The following is a 20,344-nucleotide window of genomic DNA, read 5'->3' as shown; positions in this document are numbered from 1 at the left end:
GGCGTGCCGCGCCGACGTGAGTCGCGTTCCGGCCGGAATCGGCCACGAGTGCTCAAATGTGGAAACTATGAGCGACCGAGTCGAATCCGGCGGGCTGCGGCGCAGCCTGGGCGTCCGCGACCTGATGGTGTACGGGCTGCTGTTCATCGCCCCGATGGCCCCGGTCGGCGTGTTCGGGGTGCTGGACGCCAAGAGCGGCGGCGCGGTCGCCGCGGTCTACCTGGTGGCGACCGTCGCGATGGGTTTCACCGCGTTCTCGTACGCCCAGATGGTGCGGGCGGTGCCGCAGACCGGTTCGGTGTTCGCGTACGCGCGGGCCGGGCTGGGCGAGGGGCCGGGGTTCATCGCCGGGTGGATGGCGATGCTCGACTACCTGCTGATCCCGGCGGTCGCGTACCTCTTCTCCGGCATCGCGCTGCACTCGCTGGTCCCGGAGGTGTCCCGCTGGGTGTGGACGGCGCTGGCGGTGGTGGTGACCACCGCGCTCAACCTGGCGGGGGTGCGGACGGCGGCGACGGTCGGCTTCGCGGTGCTGGCCGCGGAGATCGCGGTGCTGGCGGTCTTCGTGGTCTCGGCCGTGGTGGTGCTGGTCCGGGACGGCGCGCAGCGCGGCTGGGCGACGCCGTTCACGGCGGTCGGCGACTTCTCGGCGTCCGCCGTGCTCTCGGCGGTCTCGGTGGCCGTCCTCTCCTACCTGGGGTTCGACGCGATCGCGACCTTCGTGGAGGAGGCGGTCGGCGCCTCGGCGGCGGTGGCCAGGGCGGTGCTCTGGTGCCTGGTGGTGTCCGGGGTGCTGTTCGTGACGCAGACCTACCTGGCGGCGCTGCTGGAGCCGCTCACCCCGCAGCAGCTGGCGGCCGACCCGGCGGCCCAGGGCCCGGCGTTCTACGACACGGTGGAGAGCGGGGTCGGGCACTGGCTGCACCTGCTGGTCGCGGCGAGCAAGGCGATCGGCGCGGCCTTCGCCGCACTGGCCGGGCAGGCCGCGGCCGCCCGGCTGGTCTACGCGATGGGCCGGGGCGGGCGGCTGCCGCGCTTCCTGGCCGTCGTCGACCCGAAGTCGGCGGTGCCGCGGCGGGCGCTGCTGGTGGCGGCGGCGATCACGCTGGCGGCGGCGGTCTGGGCGGCCGACCGGGACGACGGGCTGGACCAGCTGACCTCGGTGGTGGACATCGGCGCGCTCACCGCCTTCGCCCTGTTGCACGCCTCGGTGGTGGGCTGGTACGCGGTGAAGCACCGCTCGCGGGACTGGCTGCGGCACGTGGTGGTGCCGGTGCTGGGCGTGGCCGTGATCGGCGCGGTGGTGTACGAGGCTTCGGGGACCGCGCAGGTGGTGGGGCTGGTCTGGCTGGCGGTGGGGTTCATGGTCCTCGTCGTCCAGGGCGCCTCCGGCGCGGGGATCCGCCACTGAGCGCGCGGGGGCGCGCTGTCGGCGGACGCCGCTAGCCTCGTACGCATGGCCAATCCCAGCTCCCCCGAAGCGCCGCTCCCGGTCGGCAAGGTCTCCGCGCTGATCGGGGGCTGGGTCGACCGGCTCGGCGCGGTCTGGGTGGAGGGGCAGATCACCCAGCTCAGCCGCCGGCCCGGTGCGGGCGTGGTGTTCCTGACGCTGCGCGACCCGCAGGCGGACGTCTCGCTGACGGTGACGTGCTTCCGCTCCGTCTTCGACCAGGTCGCGGACGCCGTGCAGGAGGGCTCGCGGGTGGTCGTGCACGCCAAGCCGGAGTGGTACGCGGCACGCGGCCAGCTCTCGCTGCGGGCGGCGGAGATCCGGCTGGTCGGGCTCGGCGAGCTGCTGGCCCGGCTTGAGCAGCTGAAGCGGCGGCTGGCCGGCGAGGGCCTGTTCGCGGCGGACCGGAAGAGGCCGCTGCCGTTCCTGCCGCAGTGCGTCGGGCTGGTCACCGGCCGGGGCTCGGCGGCCGAGCGGGACGTCCTGGAGAACGCCCGGCGGCGCTGGCCGGCCGTCCGCTTCGAGGTCCGCAACGTGCCGGTGCAGGGCGTCAGCGCGGTGGAGCGGGTGAGCGCGGCGGTGCGCGAGCTGGACGAGCACCCCGAGGTGGACGTGATCATCGTGGCCCGTGGCGGCGGCAGCGTGGAGGACCTGCTGCCGTTCTCGGACGAGGGCCTGGTCCGGCTGGTCGCCGCCGCCCGCACGCCCGTGGTGAGCGCGATCGGGCACGAGCCGGACCAGCCGCTGCTGGACTTCGTCGCCGACCTGCGCGCCTCCACTCCGACCGATGCCGCCAAACGGGTGGTCCCCGACGTCGGCGAGGAGCTGGCCAGGATCCGGCAGCTGCGCGACCGGGCCCGGCGGCACGTGGTCGGCCGGGTGGACCGGGAGCAGCACGGACTGGACGGCGTGCGCAGTCGCCCGGTGCTGGCCGCGCCGCACCGGATGCTGGACGGCCGCGGCCAGGAGGTGGCCGGCCTGCTGGAGCGGGCCCGGCGGACCCTCGGGCACCGGCTCGACCACGCCCAGAGCGACCTCGGGCACACCCTGGCCCGGGTGGTCGCGCTCTCGCCGGCGGCCACCCTGGAGCGCGGCTACGCGGTGCTGCAGCGCGGCGACGGCACGGTGGTGACGGATCCGGCGCAGGTCGCGGCGGGCGAGGGGCTGCACGCGCGGGTCGCGGGCGGCGGCTTCGACGTGACGGCGGCGGGCGGCACCGGGGAGTAGCCGCGGGCCGGGGCGGCCCCGGCCGGGGAGCGGCGGCGGGCCCGGAGGCCCCGGCGGACGGGGCCGGGCGCCGGGAGTCCGTTCTGTCGGTCCGGGCCCCTACGCTGGCTCCCATGGCAGATCAGGAGCAGGACGCGACGACGTCTCCGGCCGCGGCGCCCACCGCGGACGACGCGCTGGGGTACGAGCACGCGCGGGACGCGCTGCTGGAGGTGGTCCGGCAGCTGGAGAACGGCGGCACCTCGCTGGAGGAGTCGCTGGCGCTGTGGGAGCGCGGCGAGCAGCTGGCGAAGGTCTGCCAGCGCTGGCTGGACGGTGCCCGGGCCCGGCTGGACGCCGCGCTGGCCGCGGAGGACGGCGGACCGGAGGGGGCGGCGCCCGGGGAGTGACGCACGTCACCCCCGAGCGGGGGAACAGTTGAAACTTCACCCATGTTGGGACCGTGTGATCGGCGAGAGCCGCTCACGCGAGACGAACCCCGTTCCTTCCTCCCCATGAGGTGCAGAAGCATGACCACCGACGCCCTGGTTCTCGACGCCGCCGCCCAGGACCTGCTGTTCCGCGAGGCCCGCACCGCCAACGCCTTCACCGACGAGCCGGTCTCCGACGAGCAGATCCAGGCCATCTACGAGCTGGTCAAGTTCGGCCCGACCGCACTGAACCAGCAGCCGCTGCGCGTCGTCCTGGTCCGCTCCACCGAGGGCCGCGAGCGTCTGGTCCAGCACCTGTCGGACGGCAACAAGGCCAAGACCGCCGCCGCGCCGCTGACCGCCATCCTGGCCGTGGACAACGAGTTCCACGAGGAGCTGCCGACCCTCTTCCCGCACTTCCCGCAGGCCAAGGACGCCTTCTTCGCCGAGCGCCCGGTCCGCGAGGCCTCCGCCCAGATGAACGGCGCCCTGCAGGCCGGCTACTTCATCGTCGGCGTCCGCGCCGCCGGCCTGGCCGCCGGCCCGATGACCGGCTACGACGCCGAGGGCATCAACAAGGAGTTCTTCGCCGACGGCGAGCACTCGGTGCTGGCCGTGGTGAACATCGGCAAGCCGGGCGAGAACGCCTGGTACCCGCGCTCCCCGCGCCTCTCCTACGAGCAGGTCGTCACCACCGTCTGAGCCTGACGGAGACGTCCGCGCCCGGCGCGGACGACAGCCGGCACGGACGACGACCGGCGCAGACGACGAGAAGGGCCCCGCACACCACTGCGGGGCCCTTCTCGTCGTTCGGGGGCGGGTCCTGCGGCGGCCCCGCCCCGGGGAGGACTACTTGAGCGCCCGCGCCAGCTCGGCCAGCTCCTCGTAGGAGGCGGTCCCGGTGAGGACCGTGGTGCCGCCGCCCTCCTGGACGGTCAGCGCGCGGGACTTGCTGCCCTGCAGCCGCTCCCACGTCCGGCCGGCCACCTCCGAGGCGCCGTCCGGCTTGCCGCCGGCCACCGCCGAGGCGAGCACGTCGTCGCGCGGGGCGTCACTCTGCTCCACCGCCGCGTACTGGCCGGAGGGGGTGACGAACCCCAGGTGCCAGGCGTTGCCCTTGCCGCCGCCGAGCGACGCCGGGTTGTACGACACCGAGGTGGCCCGCCACTGCGCGGGCAGGCCCTCCGGGGCGAGCAGCGGGTACGGCGCGGCACGCTTCGCCGAGGCCGCGGCCACCTTGTACTCGACCGTCCGCACCCCGTCGCCGTCCGCGTCGTGCGGAAGGAACAGGTACCCGACCCAGACCACGACGCCGACCGCCAGCATCGACAGGACCATGTCCCGTACGGTCTGCCGGCCCCTCATGCCCTTGCTCTCTCCTGCCACCCCCACATGGTGACTCATCGCCCCCTCGGCGCCACCACCCGGGGTGTCCGCGTCAGGGTGATCCGGGGCCGGAACCTGCCGCTTCCGCCGGCCCGTGGGGACCCGCGCCACAGACAGTCATCTCGTGGGCAGATACGATCGCAACACCCTCACCACGGCGTTCGACCAGGCAGTAGTCGGGCGCTCACTGGCCGTCGCGTACAGAGAGGTAACGACGATGACCACGCAGTACCCGCACAACCTTCCCAGCGCCCTAGAGGTGGCGCCGGAGGCTCCCGACCGGAACCTCGCCCTCGAACTCGTCCGGGTCACCGAGGCCGCCGCGCTCGCCGCCGGCCGCTGGGTCGGCCGTGGCGACAAGAACGGCGCCGACGGCGCCGCCGTCAAGGCCATGCGCACCCTCGTCTCCACCGTCTCGATGAACGGCGTCGTCGTCATCGGCGAGGGGGAGAAGGACGAGGCCCCGATGCTCTACAACGGCGAGCGGGTCGGCGACGGCACCGGCGCCGAGTGCGACGTCGCGGTGGACCCGGTCGACGGGACCACCCTCACCGCGAAGGGCATGAACAACGCGGTCGCCGTGCTGGCCGTCGCCGACCGCGGCACCATGTTCGACCCGAGCGCCGTCTTCTACATGGACAAGCTCGTCACCGGGCCGGAGGCCGCCGACTTCGTCGACATCACCGCCCCGACCGCCGTCAACATCCGCCGGGTCGCCAAGGCCAAGGGCATCGCCGTCGAGGACGTCACCGTCGTCGTCCTCGACCGCCCGCGCCACCAGGGCCTGATCGGGGAGATCCGCGAAGCGGGCGCCCGGATCAAGTACATCTCCGACGGAGACGTCGCCGGCGCCATCATGGCCGCCCGCGAGGGCACCGGCGTCGACCTGCTGATGGGCGTCGGCGGCACCCCCGAGGGCATCATCGCGGCCTGCGCGATGAAGTGCATGGGCGGCGTGATCCAGGGCCGCCTGTGGCCCAAGGACGACGCCGAGCGGCAGAAGGCCATCGACGCCGGCCACGACCTCGACCGCGTGCTCACCACCGACGACCTGGTCAGCGGCGAGAACGTGTTCTTCGTCGCCACCGGCATCACCGACGGCGAGCTGCTGCGCGGCGTGCACTACCGCCAGGAGACCGCCACCACCAGCTCGCTGGTGATGCGCTCCAAGAGCGGCACCATCCGGGAGGTCCACGCCACCCACAAGCTGTCCAAGCTGCGGGCCTACAGCGCGATCGACTTCGACCGCGCCAACTGAGCCTCCCGGCCCGCGCGCACGCCGGCACCCGGCACGGCGCGGAACGGCGCGACGCCGCACCGCACGGGGCGGCACGGCGGAACACGGACACGACACGACAGGCCCGCGGCCTCGGCGAAATCCCCCTTCGCCGAGGCCGCGGGCGTCCGCGGACTCAACCGGGCGTCATCCCGCGATCCGGCGGCGCGGAACCGGCACCCGGGCCGTCTCGCACAGCTCGACGTCCCGGCGGCGGCGGCGCGCCAGCACCACCCGCCGCTCGGCCGCCGTCAGGCCGCCCCACACCCCGTACGGCTCCGGCTGCGCCAGCGCGTGCTCCCGGCACTCCAGCAGCACCGGGCAGCGGGCACAGACCTGCTTCGCCTGCTCCTCGCGCGACAGCCGGGCGGCCGTCGGCTCCTTGGACGGCGCGAAGAACAGGCCCACCTCGTCCCGCCGGCAGGCCGCGGCGGTGTGCCACGGGTTGTCCTCGCCCGCCGGCTGCGGGGCCGGACGCCGCTCCAGCAGCTGCGCCGCGACCACCGGAGAGGCGGCGGCGGACGGCGGCGTGGCCGACGACGGGGCGGCGGGCGAGGTGGTGCGGGACTCGATCGGATGCAGCACGGCCGTACTCCTGACGAGGCTCTCGGACACGGGGAAGCTCGCTCCCCTGCCGGCTGCGGGCCCCCGTTCCTCACACCCCCCGGGCCGGCCTCAGGCCGCCTCCGGTACGCAGCCGTACAAGAAGCGATGTGCCAGAGGAACTACCCCACGGCACCGCGATTCATGCACACTGCACGCAATCGACTACAGCCTGCACCCGAAGCAACGGCGAGTGCCCGGCCGGGAGTTGACCCCGACCGGGCACGGAGGGCACGGTGCGTGCGCGAATCAGTCGGCGCCGAGCTGCTTGCGCACCCAGTCCTTGAGCTTCTTGCCCTTGCGCGGCTTCGCCTCGCAGCCGCCGAACACCGCGACGCCCTTGACCCGCACCACCGGCGCGTACGGGTCGGCGGCGGTCTGCTCCTTGACGTCGAAGCCCCCGAAGATGCCGACGCCGCTGCCGTGCAGGCTGACGTTCTCCGGCACCTTGATCTCCACCCCGCCGAAGATCGCCACCACCTCGATCACCACCTCGGGCGACTCGAAGACGGCGTCGGTCAGGTCGATCTCCACCCCGCCGAAGACCGCCACCGCCCGCAGGTGCGCGCCCACCCGCCAGCGGCCCTTGCGGGACGATCCGCCGAAGACCGCCAGCATCGTCGGCGCCTCCGTACGGGCCGGCAGCCGCACCGGACCGCCCTGGCCCGGGCCGGCACCGGCGCCGGCGGCCGGGGAACCGAGCGGCGGCTTCTCGAAGGAGACCTCGCGGTGCACCGGGAGGTCCCGGGTCAGCGGCGCGAGTTCGCCGAGCGTCTTGGCGGAGTAGGCCGCCTCGATCCGCTCGGCGTGCTCCTCGACGTCCAGCCGCCCCTCGGCGTAGGCGTCGCGCAGCAGCTCCGCCACCCGTTCGCGGTCGGCGTCCGAGGCCCGCATCTCGGCCTCCGCCACCGGAGCGTGGGCGGTCCGGGCGGGCGGCCTCGCCTCCGGCTTGGTCATCGGTATCGGCGACTGCCCCCTCGGCGCGGGCGACGCCCCCTGGTCGTCGTTCTGATCGTCCATCGACGGCGAGTTGTCCACGGGGCAAGCCTAGCCACCGGGGCAAGCCTCGTACGCACGTACGGGTGACGCCGGTCACGCAGGCTTACCTGTCCGCATGCGTCGTTCCGGAGGGTCCTACCCTTGAGGGTGCTTTCGCCCTCCAGGGTGCTTCGCCGACGCAGCCGGAACACTGGATACCTAAGGACCGCCCCCATGGCTCCCACGCCAGACTTCGAGTACAGCGACCTGCTCCCCCTGGGCGCTGACCCGACCCCCTACCGCAAGCTCACCTCCGAGGGTGTCTCCACCTTCGAGGCCGGCGGGCGGACCTTCCTCCAGGTCGAGCCCGAGGCCCTGCGGCTGCTCACCGCCGAGGCGATGCACGACATCTCGCACTACCTGCGCCCGGCCCACCTCGCCCAGCTGCGCCGCATCCTGGACGACCCGGAGGCCAGCCCCAACGACCGCTTCGTCGCGCTGGACCTGCTGAAGAACGTCAACATCTCGGCCGGCGGCATCCTGCCCATGTGCCAGGACACCGGCACCGCCATCGTCATGGGCAAGCGCGGCCAGAACGTCCTGACCTCCGGCGGCGACGAGGCAGCCATCGCGCGCGGCGTGTACGACGCCTACACCAAGCTCAACCTGCGCTACTCCCAGATGGCCCCGGTCACCATGTGGGACGAGAAGAACACCGGCAACAACCTGCCGGCCCAGATCGAGCTGTACGCGACCGACGGCGGCGCCTACAAGTTCCTCTTCATGGCCAAGGGCGGCGGCTCGGCCAACAAGTCGTACCTGTACCAGGAGACCAAGGCGATCCTGAACGAGGCGAGCATGCTCTCGTTCCTGGAGCAGAAGATCCGCTCGCTGGGCACCGCCGCCTGCCCGCCCTACCACCTGGCGATCGTGATCGGCGGCACCAGCGCCGAGTTCGCGCTGAAGACCGCCAAGTACGCCTCCGCGCACTACCTCGACCACCTGCCGACCGAGGGCGACGCGAAGACCGGGCACGGCTTCCGGGACCTGGAGCTGGAGGCCAAGGTCACCGAGCTGACCCAGAAGATCGGCATCGGCGCCCAGTTCGGCGGCAAGTACTTCTGCCACGACGTGCGCGTCGTCCGCCTGCCGCGCCACGGCGCCTCGCTGCCCGTCGCGATGGCCGTCTCCTGCTCGGCCGACCGCCAGGCGCTCGGCAAGATCACCGCCGAGGGCGTCTTCCTGGAGCAGCTGGAGACCGACCCGGCCAAGTACCTGCCGGACACCACCGACGAACACCTCGACGACGACGTGGTCCGCATCGACCTCGACCAGCCGATGTCCTCGATCCGCGCCGAGCTGTCCAAGTACCCGGTGAAGACCCGGCTCTCGCTCACCGGCACGCTCGTCGTCGCCCGCGACATCGCGCACGCCAAGATCAAGGAGCGCCTGGACGCCGGCGAGGGCATGCCCAAGTACCTCCAGGACCACCCGGTGTACTACGCCGGCCCGGCCAAGACCCCCGAGGGCTTCGCCTCCGGCTCGTTCGGCCCGACGACGGCCGGCCGGATGGACTCCTACGTCGACCAGTTCCAGGCCGCCGGCGGCTCGATGGTCATGCTGGCCAAGGGCAACCGCTCCAAGCAGGTCACCGACGCCTGCGCCCAGCACGGCGGCTTCTACCTCGGCTCCATCGGCGGCCCGGCCGCCCGCCTCGCCCAGGACTGCATCAAGAAGGTCGAGGTCCTGGAGTACGCCGAGCTCGGCATGGAGGCCGTCTGGCGCATCGAGGTCGAGGACTTCCCGGCGTTCATCGTGGTGGACGACAAGGGCAACGACTTCTTCCGCGAGACCACCGAGGGCCCGCTGATCACCAGCCTGCGGGTCCGCTCCAAGGAGTAGCCGGTACGCGGGCGCCCGACGCCCCGACACCCCGACGCCCGCCCTGGTCGCACCCCGCGACCGGGGCGGTGCGGTGCGGCGGGCTCACGCGTCGAAGTCGTACTCCAGGACGTAGGAGGCGGCGTCGAGGATCATCTCGTTCAGCTCGACGACCTGGCCCTCGTCCGCGAAGGCCGTCCGGCAGATGAGGATCACCGGGGTGCCCGCCGACAGCTCCAGCCGCGCGGTCTCCTCCCCGGTCGGCATCCGGGAGCGGACCTCCTCGCGGAAGTGCACGGGCTTGGCGCCGATCTCCGCCAGGCGCGCGTACGTCCCGCCCGGGCCGGTGTCCTCCCGGGTGATCGCCGTCCCCGCGACCAGGACCGCCGGCAGGTACGACGTCGACAGCAGGACCGGTTTGCCGTCCAGCACGAACCGCCGGTGCCGCACGCACATCGGCGCGCCCGGATCGACGCCCAGCACCCGCGCCACGTGGTCCGGCGCCCCCTGCTCGGTGACCGAGACCTGGTCGACGACCAGCGTCCGCCGGTCGATGTCCGCCGACCATATCGACCGGCCCGACCCCCACTGCCCCTGGGCGAGCCGCTGGATCCCGCGCCGCCGCAGCGGCCGGAAGTCCCGGACGAACACCCCCGCGCCCCTGCGCGCCTCCACGATGCCCTCGCTCTGCAGGACGCCGAGCGCCTGACGGGCGGTCATCCGGGCCACGCCGTACGCGTCCATGAGGTCGTTCTCGCCGGGCAGCCGGTCGCCGGCGCGGTACTCGCCGGCGTCGATGGCCGCCTTCAGCGTGTCGGCGATCCGTTGGTACTTGGGCTGCTTGTCGCCACTGCTGCCGGCCATCGCCTGCTCCCTCGTCCTCGCCAGAAAATCGTAGGCGCGTCCGCGGCCTCCGGTCAGCCGATCGGACCGGCCAGGCCGTTGACATCTCTAGAGATATTAGCTTCTCTAGAGATGCTGGGTAGTCGCCGAGCAGAGCCGAACCGAGCCAAGCCACGACAGCGACCAGGGCAGGCCACCACCGTCGCCACGCCCGCACCAGAGCAAGGAGCACTGCGGTGAGCACCCGTAAGCGCAACGCCGCGGCCTACCGACCGCGTGTGGGTGAACTCGTCCTCGACACCAGGACCGGACGCACCGGCATCTACATGGACACCATCGGCGGGGAGCACTACCTCCGCCCCCCGGACGGCGGCTGCGAGTGGACGGCCGACCCCGGGCACATCGGCCCGGCCGGCGGCGGGGCCGCCGGGTTCCCCGGGATCCCCGGGATCCCCGGACCGGCCGGACACGAGCGGCACGGCGGCGCGGAACCCGGCGGAACCGGCCCTGCCGCCCGGGGCCGGATCGGCCGGCAGGCGGAACGAACCGGGAGGCCCGAGAACGAGATCAGGCCACGGGGCACCGGCGGACACGCCCCCGGGGCCGACTGCGGCCGCCCTCCGGAGCAGCGGACGGGGCCGGGCGCCTCGGCGGCCGCCGAGGCGGGCCGGTGAGGCGGGCCGGGACGACGAGTGCCCCGCCCCGGTCCTGCGGGGCGGGGCACTCGGGTGCTGGTTGGGCTACGGGTGACCGGCGATGATCCCGGCGGAGGCGCCGGTGGCCGTCACGAGGTAGCCGGTGGTCACCACGATCGCCGAGACGGCGACGACCGCGAGGCGACGGAGTCCGTTCACAGGTTCCCCCCTGGTGAGCGGCTGGGGTGCGGAGGCGTCCGCGCTTACGGGTGGCTGGAGATGATGCCCTGCGGCTCGCGGTCCGTGGTGCCCGGCTCGCCGTCGGCCGGAACGGCGCGCTCCACCACGTAGTCGGCCTCGTCGCCGAAGAGGTCGTCCTCCAGGTCAGCCTTCTGCGCGGCGCTCGGCTCGGTGTACTCGGCCGGGTCCGGGGTCGCGGTGACCGCGCCCTCGACGACCGCGCCCGCCTCGACGGCGGCGGCCTCCTCGGCCGGCGCCGTCGGCGCCGGGGTCTCGCTCTGGTTCGTGGCCATGGGCGGCCGCCTTTCGGTCATCAAATGTCTTCTGCCCCACCGGCTTGGCGCGGGCCCGCGGTCAGTATCGTAGGGTTGATTAAATGTCCGATAAACATCGTGCGGCTTACCGTGCCGTCCGGCAGAGTCGGCCCTCCGCCTAAGCTGAAGCCACCACACACGGCGGACCGCCGAGCGCCCTACCGGGATTTTCGACACCAGGCCATCGGGGGACTTCATGGAGTTTCGGGAGACGCCGCCTGCACCGGCGCTGCGCTTCCAGGTACTCGGTCCGGTCCAGGCGTGGCTCGACGGCAAACAGCTCGCACTCGGCTCCCCCCAGCAACAGGCCGTCCTGACCACCCTCCTGCTGCACGCCGGACGCCCGGTCACCACCCAGGACCTGGTAGACGGCCTCTGGGGCGACCGGCCCCCCGCGCAGGCCATCGCGGCACTGCGGACGTACGTCTCCCGGCTGCGGACCGTCATCGAACCGCGCCGCGAGGTGCGCGCGCCCGCCGAACTGCTGGTCTCGGTCGCCGACGGCTACGCCCTGCACATCCCCGGGCAGGCCCTCGACGTGACCGTCTTCGAGCAGCTCGCCGCCGAGGCCGCCACCGCCCGGACCGCCGGCGACCTCGACCGCGCCCACCGGCTCCTGCTCCGCGCACTCGCCCTGTTCGCCGGCCGGCCGCTGACCGGTGTCCCGGGCCCGTACGCCGACGCGCAGCGGCTCCGCCTCGCCGAGCGGCAGGTCGCCGTCGCCGAGGACCGCTGCACGGTCGCGCTCGACATCGGCCTGCACGCCGAGGTGGTCGGCGAACTGAACTCGCTCACCGCCGAACACCCGCTGCGGGAGCGGCTGCGCGAACTGCTGATGCTCGCGCTCTACCGGTGCGGACGGCAGGCGGAGGCCCTCGGCGTCTACACCGACACCCGCAAGCTGCTGATCGACGAACTCGGCGTCGAACCGGGCTCCGGGCTCTCCGCGATGCACTCCCGCATCCTCGCCGCCGACCCGGCGCTGACCCTGCCGGCCGTCACCGCCCCGGCGCCCGTCGCCCGGGACGACGGCCCCGCCGCGCCGCCCGCGCCGGCCCAGCTCCCGGCCGACGTCTCGGACTTCAGCGGCCGCTCCGAGATGGTGGCCGACCTCTCCACCGTCCTGATGAGCGCCACCGGCCAGGCCGTGGTCGTCACCTCGCTGGCCGGCATCGGCGGCGTCGGCAAGACCACCCTCGCCGTGCACGTCGCCCACCGCGTCCGCGCCGAGTTCCCGGACGGGCAGCTCTACGTCGACCTCCGCGGCGCGGGCGCCTCGCCCGCCGACCCGGCGGTGGTGCTCGGCGACTTCCTGCACGCCCTCGGCGTCACCGAGAACCCCGACTCACTGGAGCAACGCGCGGCCCTCTACCGGTCGTTGCTCGCCAGCCGGCGGATGCTCATCCTGCTCGACAACGCCCAGGACGCCGAGCAGATCCGACCGCTCATCCCCGGCGTCTCCGGCTGCGCCGTGCTCGCCACCAGCCGCTCCCGGCTGGCCGGCATCCCGGGCGCGCACCTGGTGGACGTCGAGGAGCTGACGCCCGAGGAGGCGCTCGCGCTCTTCTCCGCCATCGTCGGCGAACAGCGCGTCGCCGCCGAACCCGAGGCGGCCATGGCGGTGGTGACGGCCTGCGGCTTCCTGCCGCTCGCCGTCCGCATCGCCGCCGCCCGGCTCGCCAGCCGGCCCCGGTGGAGCGTCTCGGACCTCGCCCGCCGCTTAGCCGACCAACGGCGCCGCCTCGACGAACTCCAGCTGGGCAACCTCGCCGTGGAGACCACCATCGGGCTCGGCTACGGACAGCTCTCCCCCGCCGAGGCCCGGGCCTTCCGCCTGCTCTCGGTCGTGGACTCGCCCGACCTGCCGCTGGCGGCGGTGACGGCGCTGCTCGGCGTCGACGAGAACGAGGCGGAGGACCTCGCCGAGGCGCTGGTCGAGGCCAACATGCTGGAGACCTTCTCGCCGGGCCGCTACCGGTACCACGACCTGCTCCGGCTCTACGCGCAGCGGCAGAACGAGCGGACCGGGGACACCGCCGAACAGCAGGCCGCCGTCCGGCGCCTGCTCGACCTGCTGCTCGCGACCGTCCGCAACGCGGCGCAGGCCGTCGAGCCCGACGACCAGCTGCCCGAACCGCTCAACGCGCCGGAGTCGGACGGCATCCCGCTGATCACCAGCGACTTCGCCCAGGAGTGGCTGCGGACCGAGACCGCCCTGCTGCTCAGCTCGGTCGAGGCCGCCGTCCAGGGACCGGGCGAGCTGCTGCGGCCCGCCGTCGACCTGCTGATCGTCCTGAACAGCCTGGTCGAGGACCCGACGCACGGCGCCCGGGTGCGCCACATGCTGGAAGCCGCCGACCGGAACGCCACGTCGCACGCGGACTCCGCCGCGCTCGCCCGGGTCCACTTCGCCTTCGGCACCCTGCAGTCGATCACCAACGACTTCCAGAGCGCCGAACAGTCCCTGCGCAAGAGCCTGGACCTCCAGGACGCCGAGAACATGACCGTCCTGCGCTCCGCGGCCGCCAACGACCTGGGGATCATCCTCAGCCTGGCGAACCGGCCCGCCGAGGCGCTGCCGTTCTTCGAGCTGGCGCTCGCCATCAGCCGGGTGGTCGGCGCACCGATCGGCGAGGCCCGGCTGCTCGGCAACATGGCCCGGGCCCAGCTCGGCCTCGGCTTGATCGAGACCGCCGTCCGCTCCGTCACGGACGCCGTCGCCACCGCCCGCGCGTCCAAGAACGGCCCCTGCCTGGCCGACACGCTCTACCAACTCGGCGTCGTCCTCTCCTCCGCCGACGACCCCGCCACCGCCGCCGAGCACCTGCGCGAGTCGCACCGGCTCTACCAGTCGCAGCAGAACCGGCTGCGCGAGGGCTACACCCTCGCCCGGCTCTCCTCGTCCCTCCTCGCCGCCGGCCAGCAGGCCGAGGCCGCCGAGGCGGCGGAGGAGTCCCTCGCCATCGGGCTGGAGATGGACTCCGCCTACTGCCAGGGCCTCGCCAACGCCGCGCTGGGCGAGGCGTTGCTCGGCCTCGCCCAGCCCGCACGTGGACTGGCGTGTCTGCGCGAAGCCCACGCCGTCTTCACGCGGCTCGGTGTGCCGGAGGCCTCCCCCGTGGCGGACCTCATCTCCCAGCAGCACACCGAGCCCCTCTCTCCCCCCGCGCCGTAGGCCCCCGCTCCCCCGTGTTCCCCCCTGGAGGCCTTCCCCCGTGTGCGTTCGGCGCTCCCGCAGCCCCCCGGCTGCGGGAGCGCCTTCAACGCTTCCCCGGCGCTGGACTCCACTGTGCACCGGACCGATTGACGTTCGATAAACGTCGGATAGTCAGCCCGCGGATCGATGAAATCGCAGGTCAGAGCCCCGGCAGGGCCGTTCCGCCCGGCGCGGGGGCGGAACCGCACCACCCCGGCCCGCGCCCCGCGCTTCCGGGGCAGGGGTGCAGCTCCGGCCAACCACCACGAGTTGGCCGGAAACGGACCCCACGGCGGAGTGATCACGCATATTCTCGGATGCCAGTACACACACGAGTGCACTTCTCCGGTGGACCATCGGGAAAAGGCAGCGCGGCGGCGCTCCCACAGTGCAGAGTGTCCCTGTGCAAAGAGTCTGTGCAAAGTGTCAGAGTGCAGTCAGTGTGACAGTGTGACGCGGGGAGCGTGACGTACCGCCACCGGCAGCAGGCCGGCGGGGCAGCGCGGGCGCCGGGAGGACGGCAGCCCGGCCTCGCGCCTCGTCCAGCCGTCCGGAGGCCCGGGTGGAAAGGTGCCTCTCAATCGTGACGACCGGACAGATATCCGATCCGTTCCCCGTCGACGGGGACGCGGGCGGTGACGGCGGGCCCGACGTCCTGCGCCGTCGCGCCGAACGCGCCCTGCAGGCCGTCGCCTTCGACACCATCGGCTCCGGCTACGGCGACGCGTTCCCCGCGAAGGACGGACAACTGGCCTGCGGCTCGCGACTGCTGGCCGGGCTCGAACCGGGTGCCGCCGTACTGGACGTCGGCTGCGGCAGCGGCGAGCCGACCGTCCGGCAGCTGAGCGCGGCCGGCATGCGGGTCACCGGGATGGACCTCTCGGACGTCATGCTGACACTGGCCCGGGAGTCCGCCTTCCCTGGGCCGCACCCGCCGGTCTTCCACCGCATCGACATGTACGACCTGGCCACCGACCGCGCCGACCGGGCCTGGAACGTGCCCGAACTCGGTCCGCGCGGGCACGGCACCTTCGCCGCCGTCACCGCCTTCTTCTCCCTGATCCTCCTCCCCCAGGACGAGATCCCCACCGTGCTGGCCCGGCTGCGCACCCTGCTGCGGCCCGGTGGACTGCTCGCACTCGGTATGGTCGAGGCCGATCTGGACCACGTTCCCCTGCCGTTCCTCGGGCGCGAGCTGCGGATCAGCGGGTACCTGCGGGAGGATCTGGAACGGGTCCTGGTCGCGGCCGGCTTCGCCGTCGAGGAGCAGGTCGGGCATCCGTACGCACCCGCCAGCACCTCGCTGCCGCCGGAGGAGCAGCTGTTCCTCTGCTGCCGGCGGGTCGGCTGACGACCGGACGGCCGGACCGGCCGCGGACGACGGGGGGAGGCGCGAAGACCGGGGAACCCGGAACCAGGAACCCACGACCCGCAGCCCACGACCCTCAGCCCAGGACCCGCAGCCCAGGACGCGGGGCACCCCCCGAAACGTCGCACCGCAGACAGACCCACAGACCAATACCGATCCCAGGACAGGCACCCGTGCGCGACCAGCTCAAACCCGAGGCCGGACAGCCGCCTGCCCTGCCCAGCCAGCGCCGGCCGCCGCCGGCCCAGCCGGGACCGGAGACCGAACCGGACGGCCACGACCCGGTCGCCGAGCGCCTCGCCTACCTCGACTCCGCGACCCGGCGGATCAACAGCGCGCTCGACCTGGCCGCGACCCTGCGCAACATCTGCCGCGTCCTGGTCCCGACCCTCGCCGACGCCGCCGTCGTCCACCTGCGCGACCCGCTGCCCAACGTCGAACGCGAACCCGGGTTCCCGGAGCAGCTGCGGATCCACCACAGCCACGGCACCAGGCTGGGCCGCCGCGGCCGCCCGGCCGGCGACGACCGGCGCGACTCCCGGTACGGCTCGCACTACGGCAGCCGGTACGGCGCCCGCTCCACCGCGGACACCGGGCCGCCCACCCCGGTCACCCGCGGCGGGGCGCTCGCGCACATCCTGCTCAGCCGCCGCCCGGCCGAACCGGTCGTCCTCGGCGCGGCCGACGACACCGGCAGCTCGCGCACCACCGAGCTGCTGCGCGAGCTGTACGGCGCCCGCGGCCTCTCCCGGCTCGGCCCCGGGAGCTCGGTCCTCGCCCTGCCGCTGCGCGGACGCAAGACCGTCCTCGGACTCCTGGTGCTGATCCGCCGGCCGCCCGAACGCACCGGCCGGCCCTCCTTCGACGCCGCCGACACCGCGACCGCCGCCCACCTCGCCACCCAGGCCGGACTCGCCGTCGACACCGCGCTCCGGTACGCCCGCGAGTGGGAGATAGCCAACGAACTCCAGCGCAGCATGCTGCCGTTGCGCCTCCCCCAGCCGCACGGCGTCCGGCTCGCCCAGCGCTACCTGCCCGGCGAGCGCGGCGCCCAGGTCGGCGGCGACTGGTACGACGCCGTGCCGCTGCCCGGCAACCGGGTGGCACTGATCGTCGGCGACGTGATGGGCCACTCCCTCACCTCGGCCGCCATCATGGGTCAGCTCCGCACCAGCGCCCAGACCCTCGCCGCGCTCGACCTGCCACCGCACGAGGTGCTCTACCACCTGGACGAACAGGCCCAGCGGCTCGGCCGCGAACAGCACCTGGCCACCTGCGTCTACGCGGTGTACGACCCGATCGCCAACCGGGTGGTGCTCGCCAACGCCGGACACGTGCCACCGGTGCTCGTCCAGCCGGACGGGACGGCCGAACTCCTCGACCTGGAGTCGGGTGCGCCGATCGGCGTCGGCGGCGTCGACTTCTCCTCCGTCGAACTGCCCGCACCGCCCGGCTCGGCCCTGCTGCTGTTCACCGACGGCCTGGTGGAGACCCGCAGCCGGCCGCTCAGCGACGGCCTGGAACTGCTCCGCGCCCGCCTCGCCAACGCCCACCGGCACTCGCCCGAGAACCTCTGCCAGGAGGCGCTGCGCATCCTGCCGCCGGGCGACCGCGGCGACGACATCGCCCTGCTGGCCGCCTGCTTCGACGGCATCCCGGCCGGGGACGTCGCGCACTGGTACCTCCAGCCGCGCAACGAGACGCCGGGGCGGGCGCGCCGGCTGGTCGCCCACACGCTGCGCCGCTGGGGGCTGGAGGCACTCACCGAGGCGACCGAGCTGATGGTCAGCGAGCTGGTCACCAACGCCGTCCAGCACGCGACCCGCCCGGTCACGCTGAGCCTGGTCCGCACCAGCCGGCTGCGCTGCGAGGTCGGGGACGACAGCCCGCTGCTGCCGCGTCCGCGCCGGACCGGGCCGGAGGACGAGCGCGGGCGGGGGCTGCAGATAGTGGCCCGGTGCGCGGAGCGGTGGGGCGCCACCCGGCTGGGCACGGGCAAGGTGGTCTGGTTCGAGCAGCGGCTGCCGTAGCGCGGCCGGCCGCCGGACGCGGCGGGACGGCGTTGTTGTGCCGCAGAGCGGCTCCCGGCAGGCCTGCCGGGAGCCGCTCTGCCCCGCCCGGCCCCGTCCGGGTGCGGACGGGGCCGGGGTCGGTCAGACCTGCTCGGGCACCCGGTCCGCGCCGCCGGTGGCGGATCCGTCGGCCGAGTCGTCCGCCCGACCGCCCGTACGGTCCGCGGCGGGGGCCCCGGTGCCGTCGCCGGCCGCGGGCTTCTCCAACCGGGCCAGCAGCTGCTCGCCCTCCATGTCCACCCGCGGCACCACCTTCTCCAGGCTCTTCGGGAACCACCAGGCGGCCTTGCCGAACAGCGCCATCGCGGCCGGCACCAGCGCCATCCGCACGACGAAGGCGTCCACCAGCACGCCCACGGCGAGCGCGAAGCCGATCGGCTGGACGATCGGGTCGTGGCCGAAGACGAAGGAGCCGAAGACCGCGATCATGATCAGCGCGGCCGCGGTGACCACCCGGGCCCCGTTCTTCACCCCGGCCACCACCGCCTCCCGCGGTGCCATGCCGTGCACGTGGTGCTCCTTCATCCCGGAGACCAGGAACAGCTCGTAGTCCATCGCGAGCCCGAACAGCACCCCGATCAGCAGGATCGGCACGAAGCTCACCACCGGGCCGACCTTCGGCACGTCGATCACACCGTCCAGCCAGCCCCACTGGTAGACGGCCACGACGGCGCCGAGCGAGGCGGTGATGGAGAGCAGGAAGCCGAGCACCGCCTTGAGCGGCACCAGGACGGAGCGGAAGGCCAGCGCCAGCAGCACCATCGCGATGCCCGCGATCACCGCGACGAACGGCGGCAGCGCGTCGGACAGCTTGGCGGAGACGTCGATGTTGGCGGCCGTGGTGCCGGTGACGTCGATCCGGGCGCCGGTGGAGGCCTTCAGCCCGTCGCGCTGCTCGCGGATGTCGGTGACCAGCTCCCGGGTGTCGGCGTGGTCCGGGCCGGTCTTCGGGATGACGGTGAGCAGCGCGGTGCCGCTCGTCCCGTCGACGGCCGGCGGCAGCAGCGTCTGCACGCCGTCGATGCCGGACAGCTTCTCGGCGACGCCCTGGACGGCCTGGTCCGGCCGGGCGGCCCCCTCGGTGTCGACGACGACCACCAGCGGTGCGTTGAACCCGGGGCCGAAGCTGCGGTCGATCAGGTCGTAGGCGGTCCTGGCGTCGGTGCCCTTGGCCTGTGAACCGCCGCCGGGCAGGCCGAGGGTGAGGCTCGCGGCGGGCACCGCGAGGGCGACCAGCGCGGTCAGGCCGGCGAGCAGGACGACCAGCGGGCGGCGGACCACCAGTTCCCCCCACCGCTCGCCGAGCGTGGTCCGGCCGGGGGCCTTGAGCGCGCGCCGCCAGACCGGCAGCCGGTCGATGGCCCGCCCGGTGAAGCCGAGCAGCGCGGGCAGCAGGGTGATCGCGACCAGCACCGCGACCACCACGGCGCCGGAGGCCGCCAGGCCCATGACGGTGAGGAAGGGCACGCCGGCGACGGCCAGCCCGGCCAGCGCGACGACGACGGTCAGGCCGGCGAAGACCACCGCGCTGCCGGCGGTCGCGTTGGCGCGGGCGGCGGCCTCGTCCGGTTCCAGCCCTTCGGCGAGGTGGCGGCGGTGCCTGGAGACGATGAACAGCGCGTAGTCGATGCCGACCGCGAGGCCGACCATCAGCGCCAGCACCGGCGCGGTGGAGATGATCTCGAACGAGCCGGCCAGTGTCAGCAGCCCGGCGAGTGCGACGCCGACCCCGACCAGGGCGGTGACCAGCGGCAGTCCGGCGGCGACCAGCGAGCCCAGGGTGATCACCAGGACCACTCCGGCCACCGCGAGGCCGACCGCCTCCCCGCCGTCGACCTGTGCCATCTCGTTGTACGCGTCGCCGCCGAAGGCCACGGTCAGCCCGGCCGCGCGGGCCGGTTCGGCGGCGGCCTTGACCTCGTCGCGCTGCTGGTCGGTGATGTCGCCGAGCTCGCGGTCGAAGGAGACCAGGCCCAGCGCGACCTTGCCGTCCGGGGAGAGCGCGCCGGTCGCGTACGGGTCGGGCACGGCCGAGACCCCGGGGACGGCGGCGATCCGGGCGACCGCCTCGCCGACGGCCCGGGCGGTGTCCGGGGCCGTGATGCCGCCGGCGCCGTCGGTGGCGAAGACCACCTGGGCGGAGCCGTGCCCCTGCTCGGGGAAGGTGTCCTTGATCCGGTCCAGGGTGGCCTGGGCCTCGGTCCCGGGGACCTTGAACTCGTCGCTGGTCTTGCCGGCGAACGCCCCCGCGGCGCCGCCGACGGCGATCAGCAGCGCGAGCCAGACGGCGAGCACGGTCCGCCTTCGGCGGAAGCAGAGGCGGCCCAGGCGGTACAGGTACGTGGCCATGCGTGCACCTTCGATCGGGTCGGTCGAGGCAGGCGGGTGCCTGAACAGGTCTCGGACCACCGTACGCGCAAGTTTGTCGCGTGACAAAGTCGGCCGACGCGAACGTTTGACGCAT

The 20,344-nt window shown here is 73.7% G+C and carries 16 protein-coding genes; 10 read left to right on the top strand and 6 right to left on the bottom strand.

Annotated elements, in window-relative coordinates:
- Positions 1-67: 67 nt before the first annotated feature.
- The 4 genes from AC067J_RS12475 (at position 68) to AC067J_RS12460 (ending at position 3,789) form a co-directional block, all read left to right on the top strand.
- Positions 68-1,411, top strand: a complete 1,344-nt coding sequence (locus AC067J_RS12475; RefSeq protein ID WP_478298311.1) for an APC family permease — start codon at positions 68-70, stop codon at positions 1,409-1,411.
- A 45-nt stretch (positions 1,412-1,456) separates the two neighbouring features.
- Positions 1,457-2,677 carry an exodeoxyribonuclease VII large subunit gene (xseA, locus tag AC067J_RS12470; RefSeq protein WP_478298309.1) on the top strand — a complete coding sequence of 407 codons (1,221 nt, stop codon included), beginning with the start codon at positions 1,457-1,459 and terminating at the stop codon, positions 2,675-2,677.
- Between the two features lie 113 nt (positions 2,678-2,790).
- Positions 2,791-3,066 (top strand): exodeoxyribonuclease VII small subunit, encoded by a 276-nt coding sequence (locus AC067J_RS12465; protein WP_478298308.1) that lies wholly within the window; start codon positions 2,791-2,793, stop codon positions 3,064-3,066.
- Between the two features lie 120 nt (positions 3,067-3,186).
- Positions 3,187-3,789 carry a malonic semialdehyde reductase gene (locus AC067J_RS12460; protein ID WP_478298306.1) on the top strand — a complete coding sequence of 201 codons (603 nt, stop codon included), beginning with the start codon at positions 3,187-3,189 and terminating at the stop codon, positions 3,787-3,789.
- A 147-nt stretch (positions 3,790-3,936) separates the two neighbouring features.
- Here AC067J_RS12460 and AC067J_RS12455 read toward each other — a convergent pair whose 3' ends face one another.
- On the bottom strand, positions 3,937-4,473 hold the full coding sequence (locus AC067J_RS12455; RefSeq protein WP_478298305.1) for a DUF4245 domain-containing protein: 537 nt from the start codon (positions 4,471-4,473) through the stop codon (positions 3,937-3,939).
- 217 nt (positions 4,474-4,690) lie between these two features.
- Here AC067J_RS12455 and glpX point away from each other — a divergent pair, with 217 nt between their 5' ends.
- Positions 4,691-5,731: a class II fructose-bisphosphatase gene (gene glpX / locus AC067J_RS12450; protein ID WP_478298303.1), complete on the top strand. Its 1,041-nt coding sequence runs from the start codon at positions 4,691-4,693 to the stop codon at positions 5,729-5,731.
- A gap of 165 nt (positions 5,732-5,896) precedes the next feature.
- Here glpX and AC067J_RS12445 read toward each other — a convergent pair whose 3' ends face one another.
- Entirely contained in the window at positions 5,897-6,253 is a 357-nt protein-coding gene (locus AC067J_RS12445; protein WP_478298934.1) for a WhiB family transcriptional regulator, read from the bottom strand.
- 348 nt (positions 6,254-6,601) lie between these two features.
- On the bottom strand, positions 6,602-7,309 hold the full coding sequence (locus tag AC067J_RS12440) for a DUF1707 SHOCT-like domain-containing protein (RefSeq protein WP_478298933.1): 708 nt from the start codon (positions 7,307-7,309) through the stop codon (positions 6,602-6,604).
- A 255-nt stretch (positions 7,310-7,564) separates the two neighbouring features.
- On the opposite strand from AC067J_RS12440, the gene AC067J_RS12435 reads away from it, so the two are divergent.
- Positions 7,565-9,232 carry a fumarate hydratase gene (locus AC067J_RS12435; protein ID WP_478298301.1) on the top strand — a complete coding sequence of 556 codons (1,668 nt, stop codon included), beginning with the start codon at positions 7,565-7,567 and terminating at the stop codon, positions 9,230-9,232.
- Positions 9,233-9,316: 84 nt separating this feature from the next.
- Here the strand turns inward: AC067J_RS12435 and AC067J_RS12430 are convergent, their stop codons facing one another.
- Positions 9,317-10,075, bottom strand: coding sequence for a GntR family transcriptional regulator (locus AC067J_RS12430; RefSeq protein WP_478298299.1), 759 nt, complete (start codon positions 10,073-10,075; stop codon positions 9,317-9,319).
- 215 nt (positions 10,076-10,290) lie between these two features.
- Between AC067J_RS12430 and AC067J_RS12425 the strand changes: the two genes are divergently transcribed.
- The gene (locus AC067J_RS12425) at positions 10,291-10,728 is read left to right on the top strand and encodes a hypothetical protein (protein WP_478298297.1); all 438 of its coding nucleotides are present in this window, start codon (positions 10,291-10,293) and stop codon (positions 10,726-10,728) included.
- Between the two features lie 224 nt (positions 10,729-10,952).
- Here AC067J_RS12425 and AC067J_RS12420 read toward each other — a convergent pair whose 3' ends face one another.
- Positions 10,953-11,222: a hypothetical protein gene (locus AC067J_RS12420; protein WP_478298295.1), complete on the bottom strand. Its 270-nt coding sequence runs from the start codon at positions 11,220-11,222 to the stop codon at positions 10,953-10,955.
- A gap of 217 nt (positions 11,223-11,439) precedes the next feature.
- On the opposite strand from AC067J_RS12420, the gene AC067J_RS12415 reads away from it, so the two are divergent.
- The 3 genes from AC067J_RS12415 to AC067J_RS12405 all read left to right on the top strand — a co-directional run bounded on the left by AC067J_RS12415 (position 11,440) and on the right by AC067J_RS12405 (position 17,838).
- Positions 11,440-14,418, top strand: a complete 2,979-nt coding sequence (locus AC067J_RS12415; protein WP_478298294.1) for an AfsR/SARP family transcriptional regulator — start codon at positions 11,440-11,442, stop codon at positions 14,416-14,418.
- Positions 14,419-15,022: 604 nt separating this feature from the next.
- Positions 15,023-15,790: a class I SAM-dependent methyltransferase gene (locus AC067J_RS12410; protein ID WP_478298293.1), complete on the top strand. Its 768-nt coding sequence runs from the start codon at positions 15,023-15,025 to the stop codon at positions 15,788-15,790.
- Positions 15,791-15,981: 191 nt separating this feature from the next.
- A complete protein-coding gene (locus AC067J_RS12405; RefSeq protein WP_478298291.1) occupies positions 15,982-17,838 on the top strand; it encodes a SpoIIE family protein phosphatase in 1,857 nt (618 codons plus the stop codon).
- A gap of 123 nt (positions 17,839-17,961) precedes the next feature.
- On the opposite strand, the gene AC067J_RS12400 is transcribed toward AC067J_RS12405, so the two are convergent.
- Positions 17,962-20,229, bottom strand: a complete 2,268-nt coding sequence (locus AC067J_RS12400; protein ID WP_478298289.1) for an MMPL family transporter — start codon at positions 20,227-20,229, stop codon at positions 17,962-17,964.
- Positions 20,230-20,344 lie beyond the last annotated feature (115 nt).

The organism is Kitasatospora sp. NPDC042419 (genome assembly GCF_056437345.1).
Note: the sequence above shows the minus strand (reverse complement) of the source record. Positions and strands in the feature narration are given on the sequence as shown.

What these genes read in the sequence shown, in the direction of transcription:
- AC067J_RS12430 (WP_478298299.1), bottom strand. Translation starts at nt 10,075, where the DNA reads ATGGCCGGCAGCAGTGGCGACAAGCAGCCCAAGTACCAACGGATCGCC.
- AC067J_RS12400 (WP_478298289.1), bottom strand. Translation starts at nt 20,229, where the DNA reads ATGGCCACGTACCTGTACCGCCTGGGCCGCCTCTGCTTCCGCCGAAGG.
- AC067J_RS12435 (WP_478298301.1), top strand. Translation starts at nt 7,565, where the DNA reads ATGGCTCCCACGCCAGACTTCGAGTACAGCGACCTGCTCCCCCTGGGC.
- AC067J_RS12475 (WP_478298311.1), top strand. Translation starts at nt 68, where the DNA reads ATGAGCGACCGAGTCGAATCCGGCGGGCTGCGGCGCAGCCTGGGCGTC.
- AC067J_RS12415 (WP_478298294.1), top strand. Translation starts at nt 11,440, where the DNA reads ATGGAGTTTCGGGAGACGCCGCCTGCACCGGCGCTGCGCTTCCAGGTA.
- AC067J_RS12420 (WP_478298295.1), bottom strand. Translation starts at nt 11,222, where the DNA reads ATGGCCACGAACCAGAGCGAGACCCCGGCGCCGACGGCGCCGGCCGAG.
- xseA (WP_478298309.1), top strand. Translation starts at nt 1,457, where the DNA reads ATGGCCAATCCCAGCTCCCCCGAAGCGCCGCTCCCGGTCGGCAAGGTC.
- AC067J_RS12460 (WP_478298306.1), top strand. Translation starts at nt 3,187, where the DNA reads ATGACCACCGACGCCCTGGTTCTCGACGCCGCCGCCCAGGACCTGCTG.
- AC067J_RS12465 (WP_478298308.1), top strand. Translation starts at nt 2,791, where the DNA reads ATGGCAGATCAGGAGCAGGACGCGACGACGTCTCCGGCCGCGGCGCCC.
- AC067J_RS12440 (WP_478298933.1), bottom strand. Translation starts at nt 7,309, where the DNA reads ATGACCAAGCCGGAGGCGAGGCCGCCCGCCCGGACCGCCCACGCTCCG.
- glpX (WP_478298303.1), top strand. Translation starts at nt 4,691, where the DNA reads ATGACCACGCAGTACCCGCACAACCTTCCCAGCGCCCTAGAGGTGGCG.